Source organism: Kingella potus (assembly GCF_900451175.1).
Classification (GTDB): Bacteria; Pseudomonadota; Gammaproteobacteria; order Burkholderiales; family Neisseriaceae; genus Neisseria; species Neisseria potus.
In genome coordinates, this window is sequence record NZ_UGJJ01000004.1 from 1 (window position 1) to 16,919 (window position 16,919).

General features: G+C 55.4%; 27 protein-coding genes. 12 read left to right on the forward strand and 15 right to left on the reverse strand.

The annotated features are described in order from the left end of the window. Positions 1-267, forward strand: a 267-nt coding sequence (locus DYE40_RS12810) for a hypothetical protein (protein ID WP_218564347.1), incomplete at its 5' end; no start/stop codon positions are given. A 139-nt stretch (positions 268-406) separates the two neighbouring features. Here DYE40_RS12810 and DYE40_RS13005 read toward each other — a convergent pair. The 6 genes from DYE40_RS13005 to DYE40_RS11880 all read right to left on the reverse strand — a co-directional run bounded on the left by DYE40_RS13005 (position 407) and on the right by DYE40_RS11880 (position 5,971). After that, positions 407-616 carry a hypothetical protein gene (locus tag DYE40_RS13005; RefSeq protein ID WP_245944117.1) on the reverse strand — a complete coding sequence of 70 codons (210 nt, stop codon included), beginning with the start codon at positions 614-616 and terminating at the stop codon, positions 407-409. Further along, positions 523-1,749: a phage head morphogenesis protein gene (locus DYE40_RS11860; protein ID WP_245944115.1), complete on the reverse strand. Its 1,227-nt coding sequence runs from the start codon at positions 1,747-1,749 to the stop codon at positions 523-525. The genes DYE40_RS13005 and DYE40_RS11860 overlap by 94 nt, the downstream gene beginning before the upstream one ends. A 33-nt stretch (positions 1,750-1,782) precedes the next feature. Beyond that, positions 1,783-3,210, reverse strand: coding sequence for a phage portal protein family protein (locus tag DYE40_RS11865; RefSeq protein ID WP_115307189.1), 1,428 nt, complete (start codon positions 3,208-3,210; stop codon positions 1,783-1,785). A 32-nt stretch (positions 3,211-3,242) separates the two neighbouring features. After that, positions 3,243-4,871: a phage terminase large subunit gene (terL, locus tag DYE40_RS11870; RefSeq protein WP_115307188.1), complete on the reverse strand. Its 1,629-nt coding sequence runs from the start codon at positions 4,869-4,871 to the stop codon at positions 3,243-3,245. Between the two features lie 157 nt (positions 4,872-5,028). Further along, on the reverse strand, positions 5,029-5,517 hold the full coding sequence (locus DYE40_RS11875; RefSeq protein ID WP_115307187.1) for a DUF1804 family protein: 489 nt from the start codon (positions 5,515-5,517) through the stop codon (positions 5,029-5,031). Further along, positions 5,507-5,971: a Mor transcription activator family protein gene (locus DYE40_RS11880; protein WP_115307186.1), complete on the reverse strand. Its 465-nt coding sequence runs from the start codon at positions 5,969-5,971 to the stop codon at positions 5,507-5,509. Before DYE40_RS11880 ends, DYE40_RS11875 begins: the two co-directional genes overlap by 11 nt. Before the next feature lie 154 nt (positions 5,972-6,125). Here DYE40_RS11880 and DYE40_RS11885 point away from each other — a divergent pair, with 154 nt between their 5' ends. Together DYE40_RS11885 and DYE40_RS11890 are read left to right on the forward strand one after the other, a co-directional pair. Further along, complete coding sequence (locus DYE40_RS11885; protein ID WP_218564322.1) at positions 6,126-6,533, forward strand: putative toxin-antitoxin system toxin component, PIN family; 408 nt, start codon at positions 6,126-6,128, stop codon at positions 6,531-6,533. Next, on the forward strand, positions 6,530-6,742 hold the full coding sequence (locus DYE40_RS11890) for a toxin-antitoxin system HicB family antitoxin (protein ID WP_115307184.1): 213 nt from the start codon (positions 6,530-6,532) through the stop codon (positions 6,740-6,742). Before DYE40_RS11885 ends, DYE40_RS11890 begins: the two co-directional genes overlap by 4 nt. A gap of 52 nt (positions 6,743-6,794) precedes the next feature. Here DYE40_RS11890 and DYE40_RS11895 read toward each other — a convergent pair whose 3' ends face one another. After that, positions 6,795-7,313: a RusA family crossover junction endodeoxyribonuclease gene (locus tag DYE40_RS11895; protein ID WP_115309303.1), complete on the reverse strand. Its 519-nt coding sequence runs from the start codon at positions 7,311-7,313 to the stop codon at positions 6,795-6,797. Between the two features lie 326 nt (positions 7,314-7,639). On the opposite strand from DYE40_RS11895, the gene DYE40_RS11900 reads away from it, so the two are divergent. Next, on the forward strand, positions 7,640-8,242 hold the full coding sequence (locus tag DYE40_RS11900) for a KilA-N domain-containing protein (protein ID WP_115309304.1): 603 nt from the start codon (positions 7,640-7,642) through the stop codon (positions 8,240-8,242). Positions 8,243-8,281: 39 nt separating this feature from the next. Here DYE40_RS11900 and DYE40_RS11905 read toward each other — a convergent pair whose 3' ends face one another. From DYE40_RS11905 to DYE40_RS11930, 6 genes are read right to left on the reverse strand one after another with little or no spacing between them, the layout of a single operon-like run. Next, positions 8,282-8,797 (reverse strand): Rha family transcriptional regulator, encoded by a 516-nt coding sequence (locus DYE40_RS11905; protein WP_115309305.1) that lies wholly within the window; start codon positions 8,795-8,797, stop codon positions 8,282-8,284. Between the two features lie 32 nt (positions 8,798-8,829). Then, positions 8,830-9,051 (reverse strand): hypothetical protein, encoded by a 222-nt coding sequence (locus DYE40_RS11910; RefSeq protein WP_115309306.1) that lies wholly within the window; start codon positions 9,049-9,051, stop codon positions 8,830-8,832. After that, on the reverse strand, positions 9,048-9,857 hold the full coding sequence (locus DYE40_RS11915) for an ATP-binding protein (protein WP_115307182.1): 810 nt from the start codon (positions 9,855-9,857) through the stop codon (positions 9,048-9,050). The genes DYE40_RS11910 and DYE40_RS11915 overlap by 4 nt, the downstream gene beginning before the upstream one ends. Continuing rightward, the gene (locus DYE40_RS13010; RefSeq protein ID WP_244731579.1) at positions 9,854-10,786 is read right to left on the reverse strand and encodes a hypothetical protein; all 933 of its coding nucleotides are present in this window, start codon (positions 10,784-10,786) and stop codon (positions 9,854-9,856) included. The genes DYE40_RS11915 and DYE40_RS13010 overlap by 4 nt, the downstream gene beginning before the upstream one ends. Next, entirely contained in the window at positions 10,783-11,070 is a 288-nt protein-coding gene (locus DYE40_RS11925) for a helix-turn-helix domain-containing protein (protein WP_115307181.1), read from the reverse strand. The genes DYE40_RS13010 and DYE40_RS11925 overlap by 4 nt, the downstream gene beginning before the upstream one ends. Continuing rightward, positions 11,067-11,291, reverse strand: coding sequence for a helix-turn-helix domain-containing protein (locus DYE40_RS11930; RefSeq protein WP_115307180.1), 225 nt, complete (start codon positions 11,289-11,291; stop codon positions 11,067-11,069). The genes DYE40_RS11925 and DYE40_RS11930 overlap by 4 nt, the downstream gene beginning before the upstream one ends. A gap of 167 nt (positions 11,292-11,458) precedes the next feature. On the opposite strand from DYE40_RS11930, the gene DYE40_RS11935 reads away from it, so the two are divergent. Then, positions 11,459-11,647, forward strand: coding sequence for a hypothetical protein (locus DYE40_RS11935; RefSeq protein ID WP_115307179.1), 189 nt, complete (start codon positions 11,459-11,461; stop codon positions 11,645-11,647). Here the strand turns inward: DYE40_RS11935 and DYE40_RS12420 are convergent. Both DYE40_RS12420 and DYE40_RS11940 read right to left on the reverse strand, forming a co-directional pair. Next, entirely contained in the window at positions 11,605-11,787 is a 183-nt protein-coding gene (locus DYE40_RS12420; RefSeq protein ID WP_147286531.1) for a hypothetical protein, read from the reverse strand. The genes DYE40_RS11935 and DYE40_RS12420 overlap by 43 nt on opposite strands. Before the next feature lies 1 nt (position 11,788). Next, a complete protein-coding gene (locus DYE40_RS11940) occupies positions 11,789-12,010 on the reverse strand; it encodes a transcriptional regulator (protein WP_115307178.1) in 222 nt (73 codons plus the stop codon). A gap of 112 nt (positions 12,011-12,122) precedes the next feature. Here DYE40_RS11940 and DYE40_RS13015 point away from each other — a divergent pair, with 112 nt between their 5' ends. From DYE40_RS13015 to DYE40_RS11980, 7 genes are all read left to right on the forward strand, one after another. Then, on the forward strand, positions 12,123-12,785 hold the full coding sequence (locus DYE40_RS13015; protein ID WP_244731581.1) for a LexA family transcriptional regulator: 663 nt from the start codon (positions 12,123-12,125) through the stop codon (positions 12,783-12,785). Positions 12,786-12,836: 51 nt separating this feature from the next. Beyond that, the gene (locus tag DYE40_RS11955; protein WP_147286530.1) at positions 12,837-13,757 is read left to right on the forward strand and encodes a hypothetical protein; all 921 of its coding nucleotides are present in this window, start codon (positions 12,837-12,839) and stop codon (positions 13,755-13,757) included. Between the two features lie 309 nt (positions 13,758-14,066). Then, entirely contained in the window at positions 14,067-14,252 is a 186-nt protein-coding gene (locus tag DYE40_RS11960; RefSeq protein ID WP_115307176.1) for a ribbon-helix-helix domain-containing protein, read from the forward strand. A gap of 285 nt (positions 14,253-14,537) precedes the next feature. Then, entirely contained in the window at positions 14,538-14,720 is a 183-nt protein-coding gene (locus tag DYE40_RS11965; protein WP_115307175.1) for a ribbon-helix-helix domain-containing protein, read from the forward strand. A gap of 90 nt (positions 14,721-14,810) precedes the next feature. Beyond that, entirely contained in the window at positions 14,811-15,962 is a 1,152-nt protein-coding gene (locus tag DYE40_RS13020; RefSeq protein WP_245944116.1) for a hypothetical protein, read from the forward strand. A 345-nt stretch (positions 15,963-16,307) separates the two neighbouring features. Then, entirely contained in the window at positions 16,308-16,577 is a 270-nt protein-coding gene (locus DYE40_RS12425) for a hypothetical protein (protein ID WP_147286647.1), read from the forward strand. 117 nt (positions 16,578-16,694) lie between these two features. Beyond that, positions 16,695-16,919 (forward strand): hypothetical protein (locus DYE40_RS11980; protein ID WP_147286648.1); only part of this gene is annotated, 225 nt, incomplete at its 3' end.

Below are 16,919 nucleotides of genomic sequence, written 5' to 3' on the forward strand. Positions count from 1 at the left end.
TGTTTGCCGAATTTCAATGGCTTGCCGAAAAATGGCAAAATGAAAGCTAAACAAAAGCCCGCCCTTGTACAAAGCGGGCTTTTGTTTTATCGGTTTTCAGACGGCCTGATACCTCGGGTCATCCTGCAAGGCCTTCTGCAAATCCGCCTTGCACGGTTTCAATTGCTCCACGTTGTCGCAGGCTTCCATGATGAGGTCGTACACGGCCATGTAGCGGGAGGCGGGACCGAGGTAATGGACAATACGCCACCGAAGAACTGCCCCTGAAACGGGTCAGCATCTTCTGGGGCAACTTCAAACATACGCGGCTGCATGTAGTCAAACAGCGGGTCTGACAACTTATTCGGTATAAAGCAGTCTACCATTTCGCCGTTATCATGGCGTATAAACAGGTAATCTGGTGCGCTCATTTCATTTCCCTAAATAATGTAAATCTTATCTTGTTGTTCCTGCGGCAATGATAAACATAGCCGAGGACTTTCGCCCTGTTCAAGGCATTGAGGCGGCGCAAATCCAGCGGCACTATGTCAGCTTTTGCCAAGTGCTTCTGTATTTGTTTGACTTGGTCTGTCCAATGACTCGCCGTATCAGCGAAATATTGGTTGAACTTGCCGATTTTGAACTCGTTGCCGGGGTCTTCGGTAAACTAAATCGATGGTCTGCACTGGCGCGCGGCAGGTCTTGGTCGGCAATGAGGAAGTCGGGTTTTCCGCCCGTTTTTCCAAATCGTAAGGCTCGAGCCGCACGCCGTGCGCCTGCTGCATTGCGCCGCCGTTTCGGCCTCGTGGCGGCGGCTGTTGCCCGACGCGTCTTTATCCAGCCGCGCCACTTCTTTTCGGGCGGGGCTTTGTACAGGTTTACGGTGTTCAAACCCGTGAAATACACCTTGCCGGACAGATAGGCTTCCCGTTCGGCAATCATTTTTCCACCGATCATTGCCGTGTTTCTGCCCGAACAGAGCCTGCAACGCGCCCAGTCTGTCGCCGTGGTTGTGGGCGAAGCTCGGGTAATGTCGGCGGGGATGCGCACCACCTGCCCTGTGCGCGGATTGACGGCCTCCACCATCTTAATGTCGGGTTTGTCGTCCAGGCGGCCTTGTTTGCTGTTTTCGATTTGTTCGGGGGTAAAGGCTGCGGGATTTTTTCCGATGTCCTCCCTGCGTTCGCGCAGGGCCTGTTTTTCGCTAAGCTGGATTACGCCGCACAGGCAGCCGTAGCCGTTGGGCGGAAAAATCTGTTTCCACAATTCATGCTCTACGGGCAGGATGAGGTTGTAGTAACGCTTGTGCGCCTCGCGCCGTTCGCCCGCCACGCTGGGCAGGTATTTGAGGTAGGGAAGCTCCTCTTTGGCCGCCTGCACGCGCACCCACCGCCCCGCCGCGTGGGCGGTGTGGAAGTTGGTGTGAAAGATGGTGCGCAGGCGGCGGGTGCTGCCCAGCCGTACGGTTTTTGCCGCGCCGTCCACAGGGTCGAGCATGACGGATTCGCCCCACCAGCCGCGTGCCATCAGATAGGGTTTGAGCTGCTTTTGGAAGGTGTGCCAGCCTGTGCCGTTGGCAATTGCCACCTCTACCGCCGCTTTCGTTTCGGCCAGCATGTCCTTGTCCATCATTTTCGCCACGGTAAAGGCCACGGCGTGTTCGTACAGCCATACGTCGTAATGGGAAAAACCCGGCAGCAGCTTTTTGCTTTTGAGAAAGTCGAACGCGGCGCGGTCGATTAAGGTGTTGAAGCGGATTTGCTCAGCCATTGCCGTCCCATCCGTCAGTTGTCGTCGCAGCCGTCATTCATTCTGCCCCTCGGCAAAGGCGCGGACGGACTCGCCCACCAGCTTGTCCACCAGCAGCAAATCGTTTTCCGACAAATCCATTTGGTTTAAGGCCGTCTGAAAGGCCGCGTAGCCGTCGGCTTCGGCCAGGGCGGACAGGATGGCGGCCACTTTCGGCTGCATGATGGCGCGGTCGGCGGCTTCGGCGGCGGAAAGGCCGTCTGAAACGCCCGTATCGGAAAAGCGGGCGGACAGGGCGCGGTTTTCAGACGGCCTCTGCGGGTTTTGTGCCAATTCGTAGTGTTCAGGCTCGAAGCCCAGCACTTTTTCGTAATATTCCTCGGTAAAACGAAGCTGCCCTATGTCGGCGTAGATTTTGTCGCGCTCCGCCCGCGCCTTGTCCACTTTGATTTCTTCGTTGAACTCAAACCACAGCCCGCCTTGGTGTTTCACGGGCACGCCCCATTGGGCATTAACCATAAGCAGCGCGTCCACCGCGTGCTGCACGGCCAGCGAGAGCAGGGTCAGATAGGCCTCGATGCGGTCTTGGCGGGCGTTTTCCTCAATCTGCTGCGCCGAACGGCTGCCACTGTTGAGTTCGGAGGTTTTGACCTTGCCCAAAAGCAGCTTTTGGATGCGGGCGTTGGCCAGCTTTTCGATTTCGCCGAATGCCGATCCCGTGGCGGGGTTGGTAAGCATCTCGATGCTGTCTTCGGACGAGAGCGTGGCCGCGCCGCCGTTTATCAGGCCGTACACCGTCTTCACATTGTCATCCAGCGCGTTGGCATATCTGCCCACCAGATAGGGCTGGCCGTAGCGTTTGATAAACTGGTAGGCGTATTGGATGCCCTGTTTGCGCAGGGCGACGGCGGGATAGAGCCGCGCCACGGTCATTTCGCCGGCTGGGTTTTTCGCCGTGGGCTTGTTGGCGAGAAACAGATGCAGCACATTGGTATCAACAAGCTCTTCGCCGTTTTCGCCACGGTATTTCAGCCCGCCGTCGCGCTGCGGGACGTATTTTTCCAGCTCGTCGCGGCGGTCGCGCACCTTGTCCAGCGTGATAAAGCCGTCTTCTTCTACCTTCCACACATAGCGGCCTACCGCATAGCCGTTGAGCCGCGCGGTTAAAACCAGCTCCACAAACGCGCCCAGATGGCGGCGGATGCAGCGGTAGATGCGGTCGGTCTGCGCGTCGTCCGTTCCCTCGCCGTACAGCCGCCAGCCGCTGGCCGTCATCGCCGTGCGCAGGTCTTCCTTGCAGCTTTCTACCTCGTCGTCGGAGGACACGGCGGAATAGGCCTCGGCGCGGGACAGTTGCAGCCGGTCGAGCAGCTCGTCGCTGCTTTCGGCGGAAAACGCGTCCAGCGCGTAGGCAGTATCGGCCACCAGCGTTTTCAATTCCTGCTTGAAGGCTTTTGCCTGTTTTTTCTTTTGCCAAAACATAGTTTGCTCCATGGGGTCTTGACCCGTTTTTACTAAATACTCAAAGAAGGCGGCGGCAGATCGATGGCGCGGCGCGTGGCCTGCTGGCGAATGCCGTTTGAGGCCAGTATCCACAGCATATGCAGCGCGTCGGGGCCGTCGTCGTGCGGGGCTTTTGGGAAGTGGCGCAACTGGTCGAGCAGCGCGGTGTGGTTTTTGTCGAATTTGATTAGGCCGTTGGCAATGTGCGGCTGCAAACTCTCGATGCGCAAGAGCTTGTCGGCATTGGGCTTCACGCCCCGCGCCGGCACGGGTATGCCCCGCTCTGCGCCGCGCCGCACCAGCTCGGTTTTTAAAAACTCCTGAAACTGCACCGTTTCCACCGCCCACACCTGACAACCGTACTTTTTCTGCAAGGCAATCACATCTTCGATAATCAGATCGGGCAGGCGTTTTTTGATTTGGGCGACTTCCACATACAGCACACCCGTTTCGCGGCAGAACGAACCCACCAGAATGGCCGACGGATCGCGCCCCGCGCCCGCTTTGCCCAAAGAGGGGTCGAGTGCGCCGAAGCGCACCGCGTCGGGCGGAATTTCAGACGGCCTGTAAAAGCAGTTGTCCAAAATATTGGCAAACACCGCGTCTTCGCCGCTCACGGGGTCGTTTTGCAGCTCCGAATCAAAGGCCGCGTGGCCGTCGCGGGCGCGGATTTTCATCAAATCCAACACGCCCCGCGCCGCCCAAGAGGTTTGCGCGCCCGCCATCATCTCGGCTTGGTGCGCCTCGTAAAAGGCCTGCGCCATCGCCTCGCCCGCCTTGCCGTTGTTGCACAAAATGGTTTCCCATTCCTGCCACAAATCCATATTGTCCGGCCATTCAATCATCGCCTTGAAACGCGCCGAATGCCATATCGGGTTGTTCAAGGTGCGGTTTAACACGCTGTCGTAGTGCAGAATCGTGCCGATATACACCACGTCGAACTTCTGCCCCACGCCGCCGAGCTGCAACACCGACTGTTTCAGCCAGTCTTCAAGCTTGTCGCGCTGCGCGGGATTGCGCACCGCTTCGTCGTTTTCGATGTCGTCGAGAATCACAAGGTCGGGGCGGTATGCACCGTGCGTGCGTCCGCGCAGGCGTTTGCCGCTGCCGGCCGCTTCTAGCTTGATGCCGTTGGCCGTAACCGCCGTAGCCGCCTGCCACACGCGCCCCTGCCCGCAGGCTTCGGGGAAATCGGTTTTCAAGCGCGGGTTGGCTTCCAGTTCGGCCTTGATGGATTCCAAAATCGGGTAAGCCTGGTCGATGCTGTCCATAATCAGAACAATGTAGTGTTTGCTCCCCGTTACGATGCACCACAAGGAAAACAGGCGCGACACCATGGTTGATTTTGCCTCGCCCCTCGGCGCGGCCAAGGCCAGCGTTTGGTTTTGCGGATGGCTCAAAACGGCGGGCAGGCTCTCAAACAGATACTCGTGAAGCTGCGACTTGTGCGGCGAACGGGTATAGTGCGGGAAATAATGGTTTACGAAATACTCATAACCGTGCACCGGGTCGAACACCTTTTTGCGCCGCTGTGCCACCGCAGCGGGCGAAGCGTCGAAGCCCTCCACCTCCGCCTCGATGCTGCGGCGCAGGTCGGCCGCCAGCGCGGCAAGGTTTTTTAAAAAGCCTTTGGATTTCATGATGAAAAAAGTTTTGCTCGTTTTTTTTTGCTATTGGCTCTCGGCTTCTTTGTTTTTCGGTGTGGCTTTGGACAGATAGCTGTCCGGAACGGCGGGCGCGTAATCAGACATCCTGATTCCTTTCAAAGTTAAAAACATCCTGCCGTTTTCAGACGGCCTACTTAAATTCCCGCTCCAACTGTGCGCCGAAGGGTTCGATGATTTCGGCAAAGGCAGGCAGGTGTGCGGGATGTTTTTCGCGCACGAAGGCATACAGCATTTCCAGCACCTTCAATGCAGTGGCCAGCTCGGATGTTTCCGGCATCAAACGCTTGTTGGCCGCCACTGTTTTCACCAGCGCATCGGCCAGCGTCGCCAGCGCGTCCACCCGCTCCACCGCCGACAGCGACGTATCCGCCTCCAAATCGCCCGCCGCCTGCTCGTATTGGCGCATCATCCCGCGCAGAATGCTTTGCGCCACCGTTTCCGCACCAGTCAGCGTTGCCGCCGCCCGCGCCATGTCCCAGTTGTCGCCCGAGTCCCTGGCCTCGGCCTTGCGCCGCTCCGCCGTGCGCAGCCCCATGCCGCATTCGGCCGCAGCCTCGTCCAGCGTCGCCCCGTTGATATACAGCCGGCGCAGCCGCGTGTATGTATCCTTATCGTGCATCTTCCATATCTCCAAACAAAGGCAGTTGCGTGTTGTCGGTTTTTTTCAATACGTCCCACACCCGCCGCTGCGTCAGATTGTGTTCCAAAGCCAAAAGCGCGGCCGCCTCATGCGCCCCCATCCCCTCGCCCGTCATCCGGTCGAAGCCGCGCCGGATGGCACGGTCGCGCAGCTCGCGCAGCACGGCATCACATTTGGGCAGCCACAAATACCGCTGCGCACCATATGCCCGCCCCAAGCGCAAGGCCGCCTCCTCGCCGATTTCCTCCGCCAGCCGCTCATGCAGCCGCCTGCCCGCCGCCGTGCTGTTTTTTCCCACCGGAAAATTCGCGCCGCCAAAACGCGACACCAAACGCAGCACCGCATCCCAGCCGGCCACCTGCGCCATCTGCGCCACGCTCGCCGGCAAAAGATGCCGCAGCGCGCGCAAATCGCCGTCATCCACATTCCTCATCGCCGTTTCCGCCAAAATAAAAAATACAACACATTGTTTAAAATATGTTTTATTAAAAATCCGCCGCAGCCCCCTACCCGCCGTAAGCGGTTTCCACCCTTGTCGCCGCTATTGTTTTTGACAGCATATGTGCTATCATGCTCCTATGAGAATTGTGATAGATACCAATATCCTGGTTGGCGCGTACATGGGTTCGCGCGGTTCAAACCGGCTGCTTGCCGCCTGTTTGCAAAAGCGTTTTATCCCGCTTGTCGGCTCTGCCCTACTGGCAGAATATGAAGACCTGATCGCACGGGAAGATGTGTTTGCAGGCTGTCCCCTAAACCTTGCCGAGCGCAACCAAGTGCTGAACGCCCTGCTTTCCGTTGCCCAATGGACGCGCATTTACTACCTTTGGCGGCCCAATCTGCGCGACGAAGGCGACAACCACCTGATTGAGCTTGCCGTAGCAGGACGTGCGCAATATATCGCCACCCGCAATCTGAAAGATTTTGCACACAGCCAGCTTATCTTTCCCGAAATCAAAATCTGCACGCCCGAAACCCTGTTGGAGCAACGATGACGACCGTAACCCTACGCATTCCCGATGAAAAACACAGCCGCCTGCGCCTGTTGGCCGAATCGCGCGGCATGAGCGTGAACAAACTGATGGACGAAGCCGCAACCGTGATGCTGGCGGAATTTGATGCCGAAAACCGCTTTAAAGCCCGCGCCGCACAAGGCGATGTGCAAACTGCACTGACATTGCTGGATAAAGCACTCGATGTCTGAAAACTGCCCAATCTCCACCTTGTCCCAAACCGGCGTGCGCACCACCGCCGCTTCAATTGCCATCCCGTCCCTCCCGCAGGCCGTCTGAAAACGCCGCTTTGCGCAGTTGCGCCAAAGTCTTCATCGGCGCGATATGCACCACCACGCGCGGCGTATCGTCGTCGCGGCAGGTGTAGCGTTTGCACACATGGCAGGACACGATCTGCTTGTCGTCGCGGTAGGCAATGCCGTTGAGCGCGTCGAGTATCGCTTTGCAGAGGTTGTCCGCATCCGGTTTGGCCGTCGGATAGATTCCGCCCGCCGCCGCCGCTTCGCGTTTCTTCTTCGGCCACGACGCGGGAATCGGAAACCATGCCGTAATGCAGGCTTCCAGCGGCGTATCCCCATCGTGCTTCACAAAACCCTGTATCGCGGCGGCAGCCAGCGCGGCTTCCTGCACGGCCGCTTCGTAGCGGCGCGTCTTGGCGGGCGTGTAGGCGCGTCCCGACTTGGTAAAGCGCGGACGGCCTTTGCCCTGCGGTATGCCGTTGATGCGGATCAGCAGGCTTTCAGACGGCCTGGGTGTTTTCATAGCAAAAATCCCTGTTCTCTTTCCAATAAAATCAGTCTCACAAAAAGTCCTTGCACAAACTTCCAGGCAGTCTTATCATCGCGCCACTACTAAATATCAAGCGGAACAAAACGCCCCGACAGCGCGGTTTTTTTGTATCTGTACAATCTAACTTGTTGAATTTTAGCTGTTCCGTAAATACGTGGAACACAAAATCCCAGCTATGACGGGTTGATAGCCGTAAATACAAAACCTTTTGGGGGAATAGCGGCAGCCGTCTTGATACGGTAGTTGAAGCCCGTCGCCATTTTGGCGGCATCTGTAAACTAAATATCAAGGAGTTCATCATGAACACAATTCAAAACCTTTCTTTTGGTTCTGTAACCGTTTCTTTTAATCAGGCTGGTTTCTTAAACGCTACCCAAATTGCGAAATACTTTCACAAACGTCCCGAAACCTATCTGAAAACCGAACAAACTCAACAATATATCGTTGCCTTGTCAGAGCATTTGTCAAATACGCTAAAAAGTGTAATTGATGAAAATCAATTAGTTATCGTCAAAAGCGGCTCTTCTAAAAACGGCGGCGGCACATGGCTGCATCCCAAACTCGCCATCCATTTCGCCCGCTGGCTTGACCCGCGTTTTGCGGTGTGGTGCGACGGGCAGATTGAGCAAATCTTGTCAGGCCGTCTGAAACCCGCCCTGCCGCACGGTTCGCTTGTATTGTCCGCCTACGATGTCCACGCATTGTCCGCGCTGCTCAAACACCTGCCCTTTATGATGGCCTATGCCCAAAAAACACAAACGGCGGTACGTTCTTTGAATCACGAGCTGGCATACCGCACCCACGACCGCTTTCAGGACGGCTATATATTCGCCAGCCAGTTAGCGAAAAGCCTCAACCTGCCGATGCGCTCATGGCACGATGCGCTGGATATGCTCGGCTAGTTCGGCCAAACTGCCCGAAACTCCGGTTTCGGGCTTTTTTCAGACGGCCTCCAAGCCCGGCAGCAGCGGCTGGATCTGTCGCTCGTAATGCGCGATGCGTATCAGGTTAAAGGGCTTCTCGTCGCGCCGCTCGCGCAGCACCCGCCCCGCAAGGCTGGCCAGCGCGGCAGAACGCTGCTCCGCCTCCCGCGCCGCCAACAGCCCCGCAATCAAATCCGTGCTGATACCGTCCAAGCGGCGGCGCATGGCGTTGAAGGCCTGGATATAGGCCACCTTGATTTTCATCGCCTCGGGCGTGGTATAGCCCATCGTCAGCAGCATAAAACCGTCTTTGTCCATCTCGTACATCGGCAGCCTGCGCCCTGTTTTGTCGGTGTATTCACTCAGCCCAAATATGGTTTGAGCAAAACTATCAGGCACTTGCGCCATGATTTTGCGGATGTCGCGTATCACGTGCGTATGCCGTTTGCCAAAGGCCGCCGCCACTTTGCGGCTGTCGGTTTTCAATTCGTGTCCCTGCGCCGTAACCAGCGTTTCCACGGGTAGGTTTTTCATGTTTTACCCTTTCGTGTTTTCAAACTCTGCTTTCAGACGGCCTCTATCCTTGCCGTCCTGCGCCTTTGCAGCCACTCCGCCCGCTTGCGCACCGCTTCCGCCCCTGCCGCCTGAAAACGCCCGTTTTCGCACTCCGTAGCCGGATTCAGACACCGCCAGCCCTTTTCGCGCGATACCGCGCACACCAGCAGACCCGTCAGCCCGCGCTCTGCCGCCGTGCGCAAATCGGCGTGTTGGCATTGCAGGCACTTCATTGCCGGTAGCTTTCCCAGTTGAAGACCAGCACTTCGCCGCCGTCCTCTTTCACACGATCGGCAATCCGTGCGCCGACTGCTTCGCGCAGGCCGTTAAAATCGAGATTGGAAATCAGGATGGTCGGGCGGCAGTTCTGATAGCGTTCGTTGAACACGTCGAACAGGGCGCGGCTTTCGGCATCCGTGCCGCTTTGCACGCCCACCTCGTCGATCACCAGCAAATCATAGCCGCCGAATGCCGCGATAATCTGCGATTCGGTGTAGGCACTGCCGTAGCTTTTGGCTTCGCGTACCGTGCGGTTGAGTTCCGACACGCTGCAAAACCGCGCCATACCGCCGCAATTGCGGATAACGTGGCGGGCAACGGCGCAGGCAAGGTGGGTTTTTCCCGTTCCCGGATTGCCCAGCAGGGCGAGATTGCGGCCGCTGTGGCCTTGTGAAAACTCGTGCGCATAGGCTTTGATGCGCTCGATGTTGTAGCGTTGCGGCCGGTTGTCCGCATCCACGCAGTAGCCTGCGACGGTGCGTTCGGCAAAGCGTTTGGGGATGCGTGCCATGCCGATACGCTGCTCGATGATCCTGCGCTGCTGCTCCGCCTGCCTTGCCGCAAGAGCCGCCTCTTCGGCCTGCCTGCGCTGCTGCTCCGCCTCTTTCGCACACTCGGGACAGCCCTGCGTGTAGCGGCGGTAAACGCGCTCGGTGTAGTCCGTGCCGTGCCTGTCGCAATGCTTTTGCGTTTCGCTGAGCGGGGTCAGCATGGCGGCCAGCGTATGGCTGCTTTTCATCATTTCGCCGACGGATTTCACAACACGTCCTTCGCTAAAAACGCCCCGCCGACGGTGTGGATGGGCGTGTCTTTGACGGAGTTTCCACGCACGGCCGGATTGCGGTGTTCGTGCAGCCACTGTGCACAAAAACCCACCCAGCCGCGTTCGCAACACAGCGTCAATGCCTGTTCCAGCGACAAACCCGCACGGTTTGCCTCCCGCTCCAAGCCATCCAGCGCGGTTTTCGTCAGCGTGGCCGAACGCTTGTCCCTGCGCACCGCCAGATAATCCCGCGCCAAATCCCCGTCTATGCCCCGATCGGCCAAGAGGTTCAGCGCATCCAGCTCACGCCGTGCGGCGGAAGGTTGGCGTTTGGCAGGCTTGGCAGGTCTCGGCGGTGCGGCAGGTTTTTCAGACGGCCTGTCTGCAAGACTTTCCGAAGGTCGGTTGGCAGACACACAACGCGCCTCGCGCGTAATATTTCTGTTGTAATCTACTGCTGTAGTCTTCTGGTAGTCTTCTGTTCTTATATACGAATGTTGATTTTGCATTTCGTCGGCTGTTGATTCCTCACTTCCCGAATGTTGCTTTTGCATTTCGGGGCTGTTGCTTTTGCATTTCGGGGCTGTTGATTCCCCACTTCCCGAATGTTGCAGCATCAGCGCATCAAAAGCGTCCAAATCCAATCGGTAGTAAATCCGGTGTTCGATACGTTTTTCCGTTTCAACCAACACCCCCCGCTCGCGCAGCTTGGCGCGCGCGGTGCGCTGCTCCTGCACGCTCAATCCCGTTTCCATTTCAATCTCTTCGGCGGTGCGGTAAATGCCCAAATCGCTCTCGCCTTTGTCGTTCCAGTAGAAGAAATGGGAAAACAGAATCGACGCATTCACGCCGCCCAGCGGCTTGGCAAGCTGCGGGAAATAGGCAATCGGCCTGCCGTGCAGCTTCAACATTTCAGACGGCCTCATAGCCCGCTCCTTCCGTTTTCCAGCGTCAGATGGTAAACATTCGTCAGATTTTGGCCGTGTCCGATTTTCCGTTTTTCAATCCGTAAAAAACCGTATTCCTCCAGCCAGCGGATATGGTTGATTACCGCCCTGCTCGAACACTCCGCCGCCTCGGCCACGGAAGCATAGGAAGGCCGGCATTCCCCCCTGTCATTGGCCTGATCGGCCAGCTTCAGCAACACCAGCTTGCGGATGGCATTGCCCACTTTCAGGCTCATGGCTTTCGCCGTTAAAGACATACTCATGCTTCAACTCCCATCGAATAGCGCACATAACGCGCCCCGTTGTTTTCTTCGCCCGCGCGGGCAATCACCACCCCGCGCCCTTCCAATTCGGTAATCCGCGCGGCAAGCTGCGTAATGCCAAACTTCGCATAGGCTTCAAAACTCGTAACCGAGCCGCCCGCCTGCAAATATTCCAACAAACGCGCACACTGGCTGTTGCGCTTCAAAGGTTTCAAGGGCATAATTTCCTCCTCAATTTCATTGAGTGAAGTGATATAGTTCTTTCGTTCCCCCGACCCGTTCGGGGGCTTTTTTTGCCGTCTGTCCGTGCCGTCAAGCGTCTGTCCGCTTTGTCATTCATCCGTGTAGAATCGAAGTTCCACCAACAACCCTCCACGGAGAATTTGAAATGAATGAATCTGCTTACAATCAGGCCGTAGAAATCGCCAAAGCAGCCATACAGGCCAAGCCCGACATGTTTCTGAAAGGCTCGCAGCCCGTCTTCATCAAGCAAAGCGCGCAAACCATCGCCGACTTTATCGAACAAACCGCGCTTCACTTGGAAGCAGTGCGCGAACGCTTGGAAAAAGAGCGGTAATCCTCCAGCCACAGCAAAGCGTTTTCCAGCGACAAAAGCACATCAAACGGCGCAGCCTTGCTTTGGCGCGCCTTCTTCCACGCCAGCTTCTCCAAACGCTTGCGCTCTTTCTTTTTCAGCTTCAACCGCTTCGTCTCCATCTCACACCTCCTTCAATTCAGGCCAAATCTCGTGCCAGTCGTCAGGCCGCAGGTCTTTGCGCGAAACCAGCCCGCCCGTCGCCTGCTCGATTTTCGGGCAATATTTCGGCGGCATTTTTCTGTGTCCGTTTTTGACTTGCCATAAAAACGCGGGACTGACTCCCACTTTTTTTGACAACTCGGAGGCGGAAACTCCGCCGCTCAAATAATCAATTAATTTCATATAGCATTGCTTCTTATTTAATGCGAGATAGTATAGCAAAGATACGACAAGAATAGTAGCCTTGTTATTTTTAGCAATGCTTAAAATTGTTAAAAATGACAAGGAGACAAAAATGAATAGATTAGAACGGGTTAAAACCCTTATTGAAGAAAACTATAACGGTAATCAGACAGAATTTGCCCGCGCCATCGGCAAAGCGGCGGCACAGGTAAATCAATGGGTAAACGGATACCGCAATATCGGCGACGGTGCGGCAGCCAATATAGAAACCGCCCTAGACCTTCCGCGCGGCTGGCTCGACGGCGAAGCGGGGCACGCCTACCGCAGCGACACCCCCGTTGTCCGTGCGGGCTGGCTTTCCGTCCCCCGTCTGGCCGCCACCGGCGAAATGGGCGCGGGCATCGAAGCCGACGATCCCGATGCCGTGATTGATTTTGTCGTTGTTGCCCGCGCCTGGGCCAAACAGCAATTCGGCGGCAGCCTCGACAGCCTGCGCGTCATCAACGCCAAAGGCGACAGCATGGAAGACACCATCTCCGACGGCGACATCGTTTTTGCCGACAGCTCCGTCTGCTGCTACGAAGGCGACGGCATCTACGTCATCGCCACCGCCTCCGGCCTGCGCATCAAACGCCTGCAAGCACTCATCGGCGGCGGCCTCAACATCATTTCCGACAACAAAGCCTACCCCGTGGAAACCATCCCCCCCGAAAGCCTCGAACACATCCGCATCTGCGGCCGCGTCAAAGGCCGCTGGACGCTGGGTACGTTTTGAGCCGGCGAACAAACCCGTTAAAGTTTCTTTGGCTTAATCAGGAGAATTAATATGGCTGCATCAACCGCCGCAAACGAACATATTTACCAACTTCCCGCTTCACTTTATTTCCGCACAGATCGTCCGGTGCAAATCGGAGAATTGGTTACGTCTTTGCAGTCTTTGGAAAAAATAACTGCCAGAATGCCCAAGCTGCTGGGAACAATCGCAAATGTTCAGGTATTGCGCACCGAGCTGTTGGTAAACGAAATTCAGGCCGGCAGCATTTGGGAAGATTTCATCGTTTCCGTCGTATTCGGCAATGAAGAGGAGATGATAAAATTCAGCAAATATATGAACGGAGTTTTAAGGGAGCATCCTGTGGAAATTGGCAGCATACTAATCGGGGGGATGCTGGTTTTTGGCATTTATAAAGCGATTGCGTGGGCAAAGGGCGATTCGTCAAAAGATGCCAACCACATTGAAATAAAAAACAATACTATTATTCAGATTGGCGCGGAAACGGTTGAAAAGTCCCCGGAGCAATTTGTTGAAATAATCAAATCAACCGTGGGAGCGCACAAAAGCATAGCCAAAGAGGCTGTAAACGTGATTGCACCTGCCAAGAAAGAAAAAGGAAGCAGCATAAGTTTTGGAGGGAAAAACGAAGACTTGCCGACACTTGATGCGGGCTTAATCGAATCCGTACCCGGCTCGTTGAATATTGATCCGGAATCGTCATCGCGCGATTTCTACGATATTGATTTAAACATACGCAAATTAAACCGCGACGGCGATACAGGCTGGGAGGCACTTATGCCGCCGCATATTACCAGACGCTTGAAATTAACATTTGCAGATGGAATTTCCCATGAAGACATTGACGGGAAGTTCGAGTTTCGCGCCGATGTAAAAGTCTTCTACAAGCCGCAAGGGCGGAGCAGGACACTTACTCCGTATGAAATTATGCTGATTTCATTGGTTGAAAACTAAGCTCCCTGCTTTAGCCACAAAAAAGCCACGGAAAATCCGTGGTTTTTTTGCAAAAGTGCTTGCATATTATTCTAATGTGTATTAGAATTATCCCTGTTGTGAAGAGCAACAAAGGAAAAGCCCCCAAACCTGATAATTCGGGGGCGTTACACAGGAAGGATTACCCGATGAGTACCTTCATCAAAGTAATTTTTCTGGTGTTATTCTTGCTGATGTGGCAATCAGCTTGGTAACGTAGTACCAGACAGGGGGAGTTGCCGCTCCTCCTGCTTCCGCCTAATATACAAAACCTTTGCTGGAAAATCAATCATGGAAACGAAAAAATACGACCAAGCCGCCTACAACCGCAAAAGCCGCGAGAAACACGGCATACGCCAGAAGTCTTTTGCGCTCGACCCCGACACCATAGCCCTACTGGAGCGGCTGGCGGCAGAACGCGGCGAAACCCAAACCGCCGTATTCAAAGCAGCCTTGAATAAATTGGCAGAAGGTTGAGCCGCCGCAAAAGCGAAAAGCCCCGTAAATACGGGGCTTTCACGCAGAAAGTGCTTGCTTAAATTAGTAAGCTAGGCTATAATACATCCCATCGGTTGAACAAGAACCGATAGGACAAACGCCCAACCTGCAATCCTGCTTTAAGGGCACTTTCAGGAGAATGAAAAATGAAATGGCTCATTTTTATTCTTCTCATGGTTTTATCGGCTAACGCCTATTAACCTTTGAGAAGCGGCGGGGTGGTAACGACACCCTGCCGTTACTCAAAATCTTAAAGGAATCATCATGGCACTGTCAAGACACGAAATCCAAAAGAAATCCGACCAAAAGCGCGGTGTAAAAAACAAAGCCTTCAAAATGAAGCTGGAAGACATCGCGCTAATCGAGGAAACCGCCCAAAGGCTGGGCATCAGCCAAATCGACCTGGTTGTCCGCGCCGTGCGCGAATACGCCGAACGCAAGCCCTAGCCCGCAGGCCGCCTGAAAGTAAAAACAGTTGCGCCGGCATTTAAAAACAGGATAATTTCAGTAACTTTTTCATTTTTTTCAGGAGGCCGCATGAAGCCAAACATCGAAAGCGGGGTAATCGCCCTAAGCGTTTCAATGCCCGACGCAACACAGCGGCTTACCCCTGAAACCACCCCCGCCGCCGCAGTAGGCAAGCTGTTTGCCCAAATGGTGGAACTGCTCAAAAGCAAAGACATTGCGCCGCAGGAAATACTGTTTGCAGGCGTAACAGAGGGCTGCACGCAGCTTGCAGTCAGGGTGCCCGCAGGCAAAGAAACCGCGATTGCAGCCGCCTTAATGTCCAAAAGCGAAACAGATTTGGCCGGTATCAAAAAAACCCTTTCGCATTACGGCCTGTGCGCCAAAATACACACAGCGGACGGATTTGTCCGCAGCCTGATTCCCGAAACCAAGCCCGAAACCTACGAATACGAAGTCTTCCAAGAAGAAACATTCAGGGGCAAAGTCATCAACATCGGCGGCAAAGACGAAACCGTTCCCATGAAGCTGCTCACCGAAAACGGCGAAGTCAGCCTTACCATCGACAGCACCGACCTTGCCCGCCGTATCGGCGCACACCTGTTTGACTACATCGAATGCACCGGCAGCGGCCTGCTGAAACTCGATGCCCACAGCCTCAAATGGCAGCCCGTGGGCGGCAGATTCAAAATACACAGCTTTGAAGTCTTACCCGAAGCCGATTATGACGCATTTTTAGCAAAATTCCGCCTGATTGATTCCGAGTGGGGGGCGCACCGCCGACCCAATCCAGAAAATCGAAGCCATAAGGAGCGGCAGCTTATGATCGTGCTGGACAACAACGCCTTGGTTTTCCTTTACCGCCCCGAGGGCGGGCAGGAAGACCACAGCATCAGGATGAAGCACCTGTTTGAATGCCAAAAAGAACAAGGCGGCATTTTCGGCATACCCGCCCCCGTGCTATCCGAGTTTCTCATCGGCGAACCAAGCCCCGCCAAACGGCAGGAATTTTTGCAACTGTTTGGCGCGAAAAGCCGGATTTTCAAAATACTGCCTTTCGATATGAAAAGCGCGGCCGTCTGCGCCATCATCTCGACAGGCTCAAAAACCTGCCAAACGAAGAAAGCAAAGAACCGCGCCAAAAAATCAAAATCGACCGTCAGATTATGCAATCGCCCTAAGCAACAGCGCACGTCCGTTATCTCCCACGATAAAACCTACTGACACGCAGCCAGGCTGACTTGAAGCCATGTCGGTTGAAGACATAGAACTGCCGCCGAAATGCAGCCGGGCTTGTTTTAAATACCAAAGCCACACCCTGCTTTTTGGTATAAATCGCAGATACCGCAGGCCGTCTGAAAAACAGGCGGCCTTTTGCCATCGCCCAATCCCGCCCCCGCCCTTGCCCCGCCGCAAGGGCGGTTTTTTTGCGGCCTGCCGAAAACTTTGTTATCAATAAAATCAATGCTATATTAACTCTGCTACATTAAATCTTATCTTGCTATTGATGTATTCGCTAGCTTGGCTATACTACACCCATTCAAAACAACCCACCCAAGGAAGCCCGTCATGAACACCGCAGACATCCAAAGCCGCGCCGACGGCTACCACCTGCCCTGGAAGCCGCCTACTACCGCGCCCTTGATTTGGCCGAAGCCGCAGAAGACGAAGAAGAAAGAGCCAACGAAGCCGCGTATCAGCAGGCGCAATGGCACAGCCGCCACAGCCTGCCCGAACTGCTGGCCGCATGGGTGGAAGCCGACGACCTCTGCCAAGAAGACTACGAAAGCTGCGGCCAAAGCGATTTTGAAGCCTTCAACAAAGAAACCTTGGAGCTGATGGGCGGGCCGCCACTCGCCCTGCCCCTGCCGATACCCACATGGGCGGAGTATTGCGCCCTCAAAGCCGCCCCCCTCATGCGCGGCAGCGACCCCGAATCCAAACAAGGAAAGCAGCATGAACATCAGCGACGAACGAATCCGCTTCCTCATCGCCCGCCCCTATGCCCAAAGAGCCGCCGCCGCCGAGCTGGCCGCCCACATGAGCGCAGGCCAAACCATCGACACCCTCTACCGCAAAGTCAGCACCGCCGCATGGAACGAAATCATGCAGGTGCTGGAACAACAGGCCGCCGAACAAATCGCCGAGCAAATCGACGAATACCAATGGGAACAAAACCAC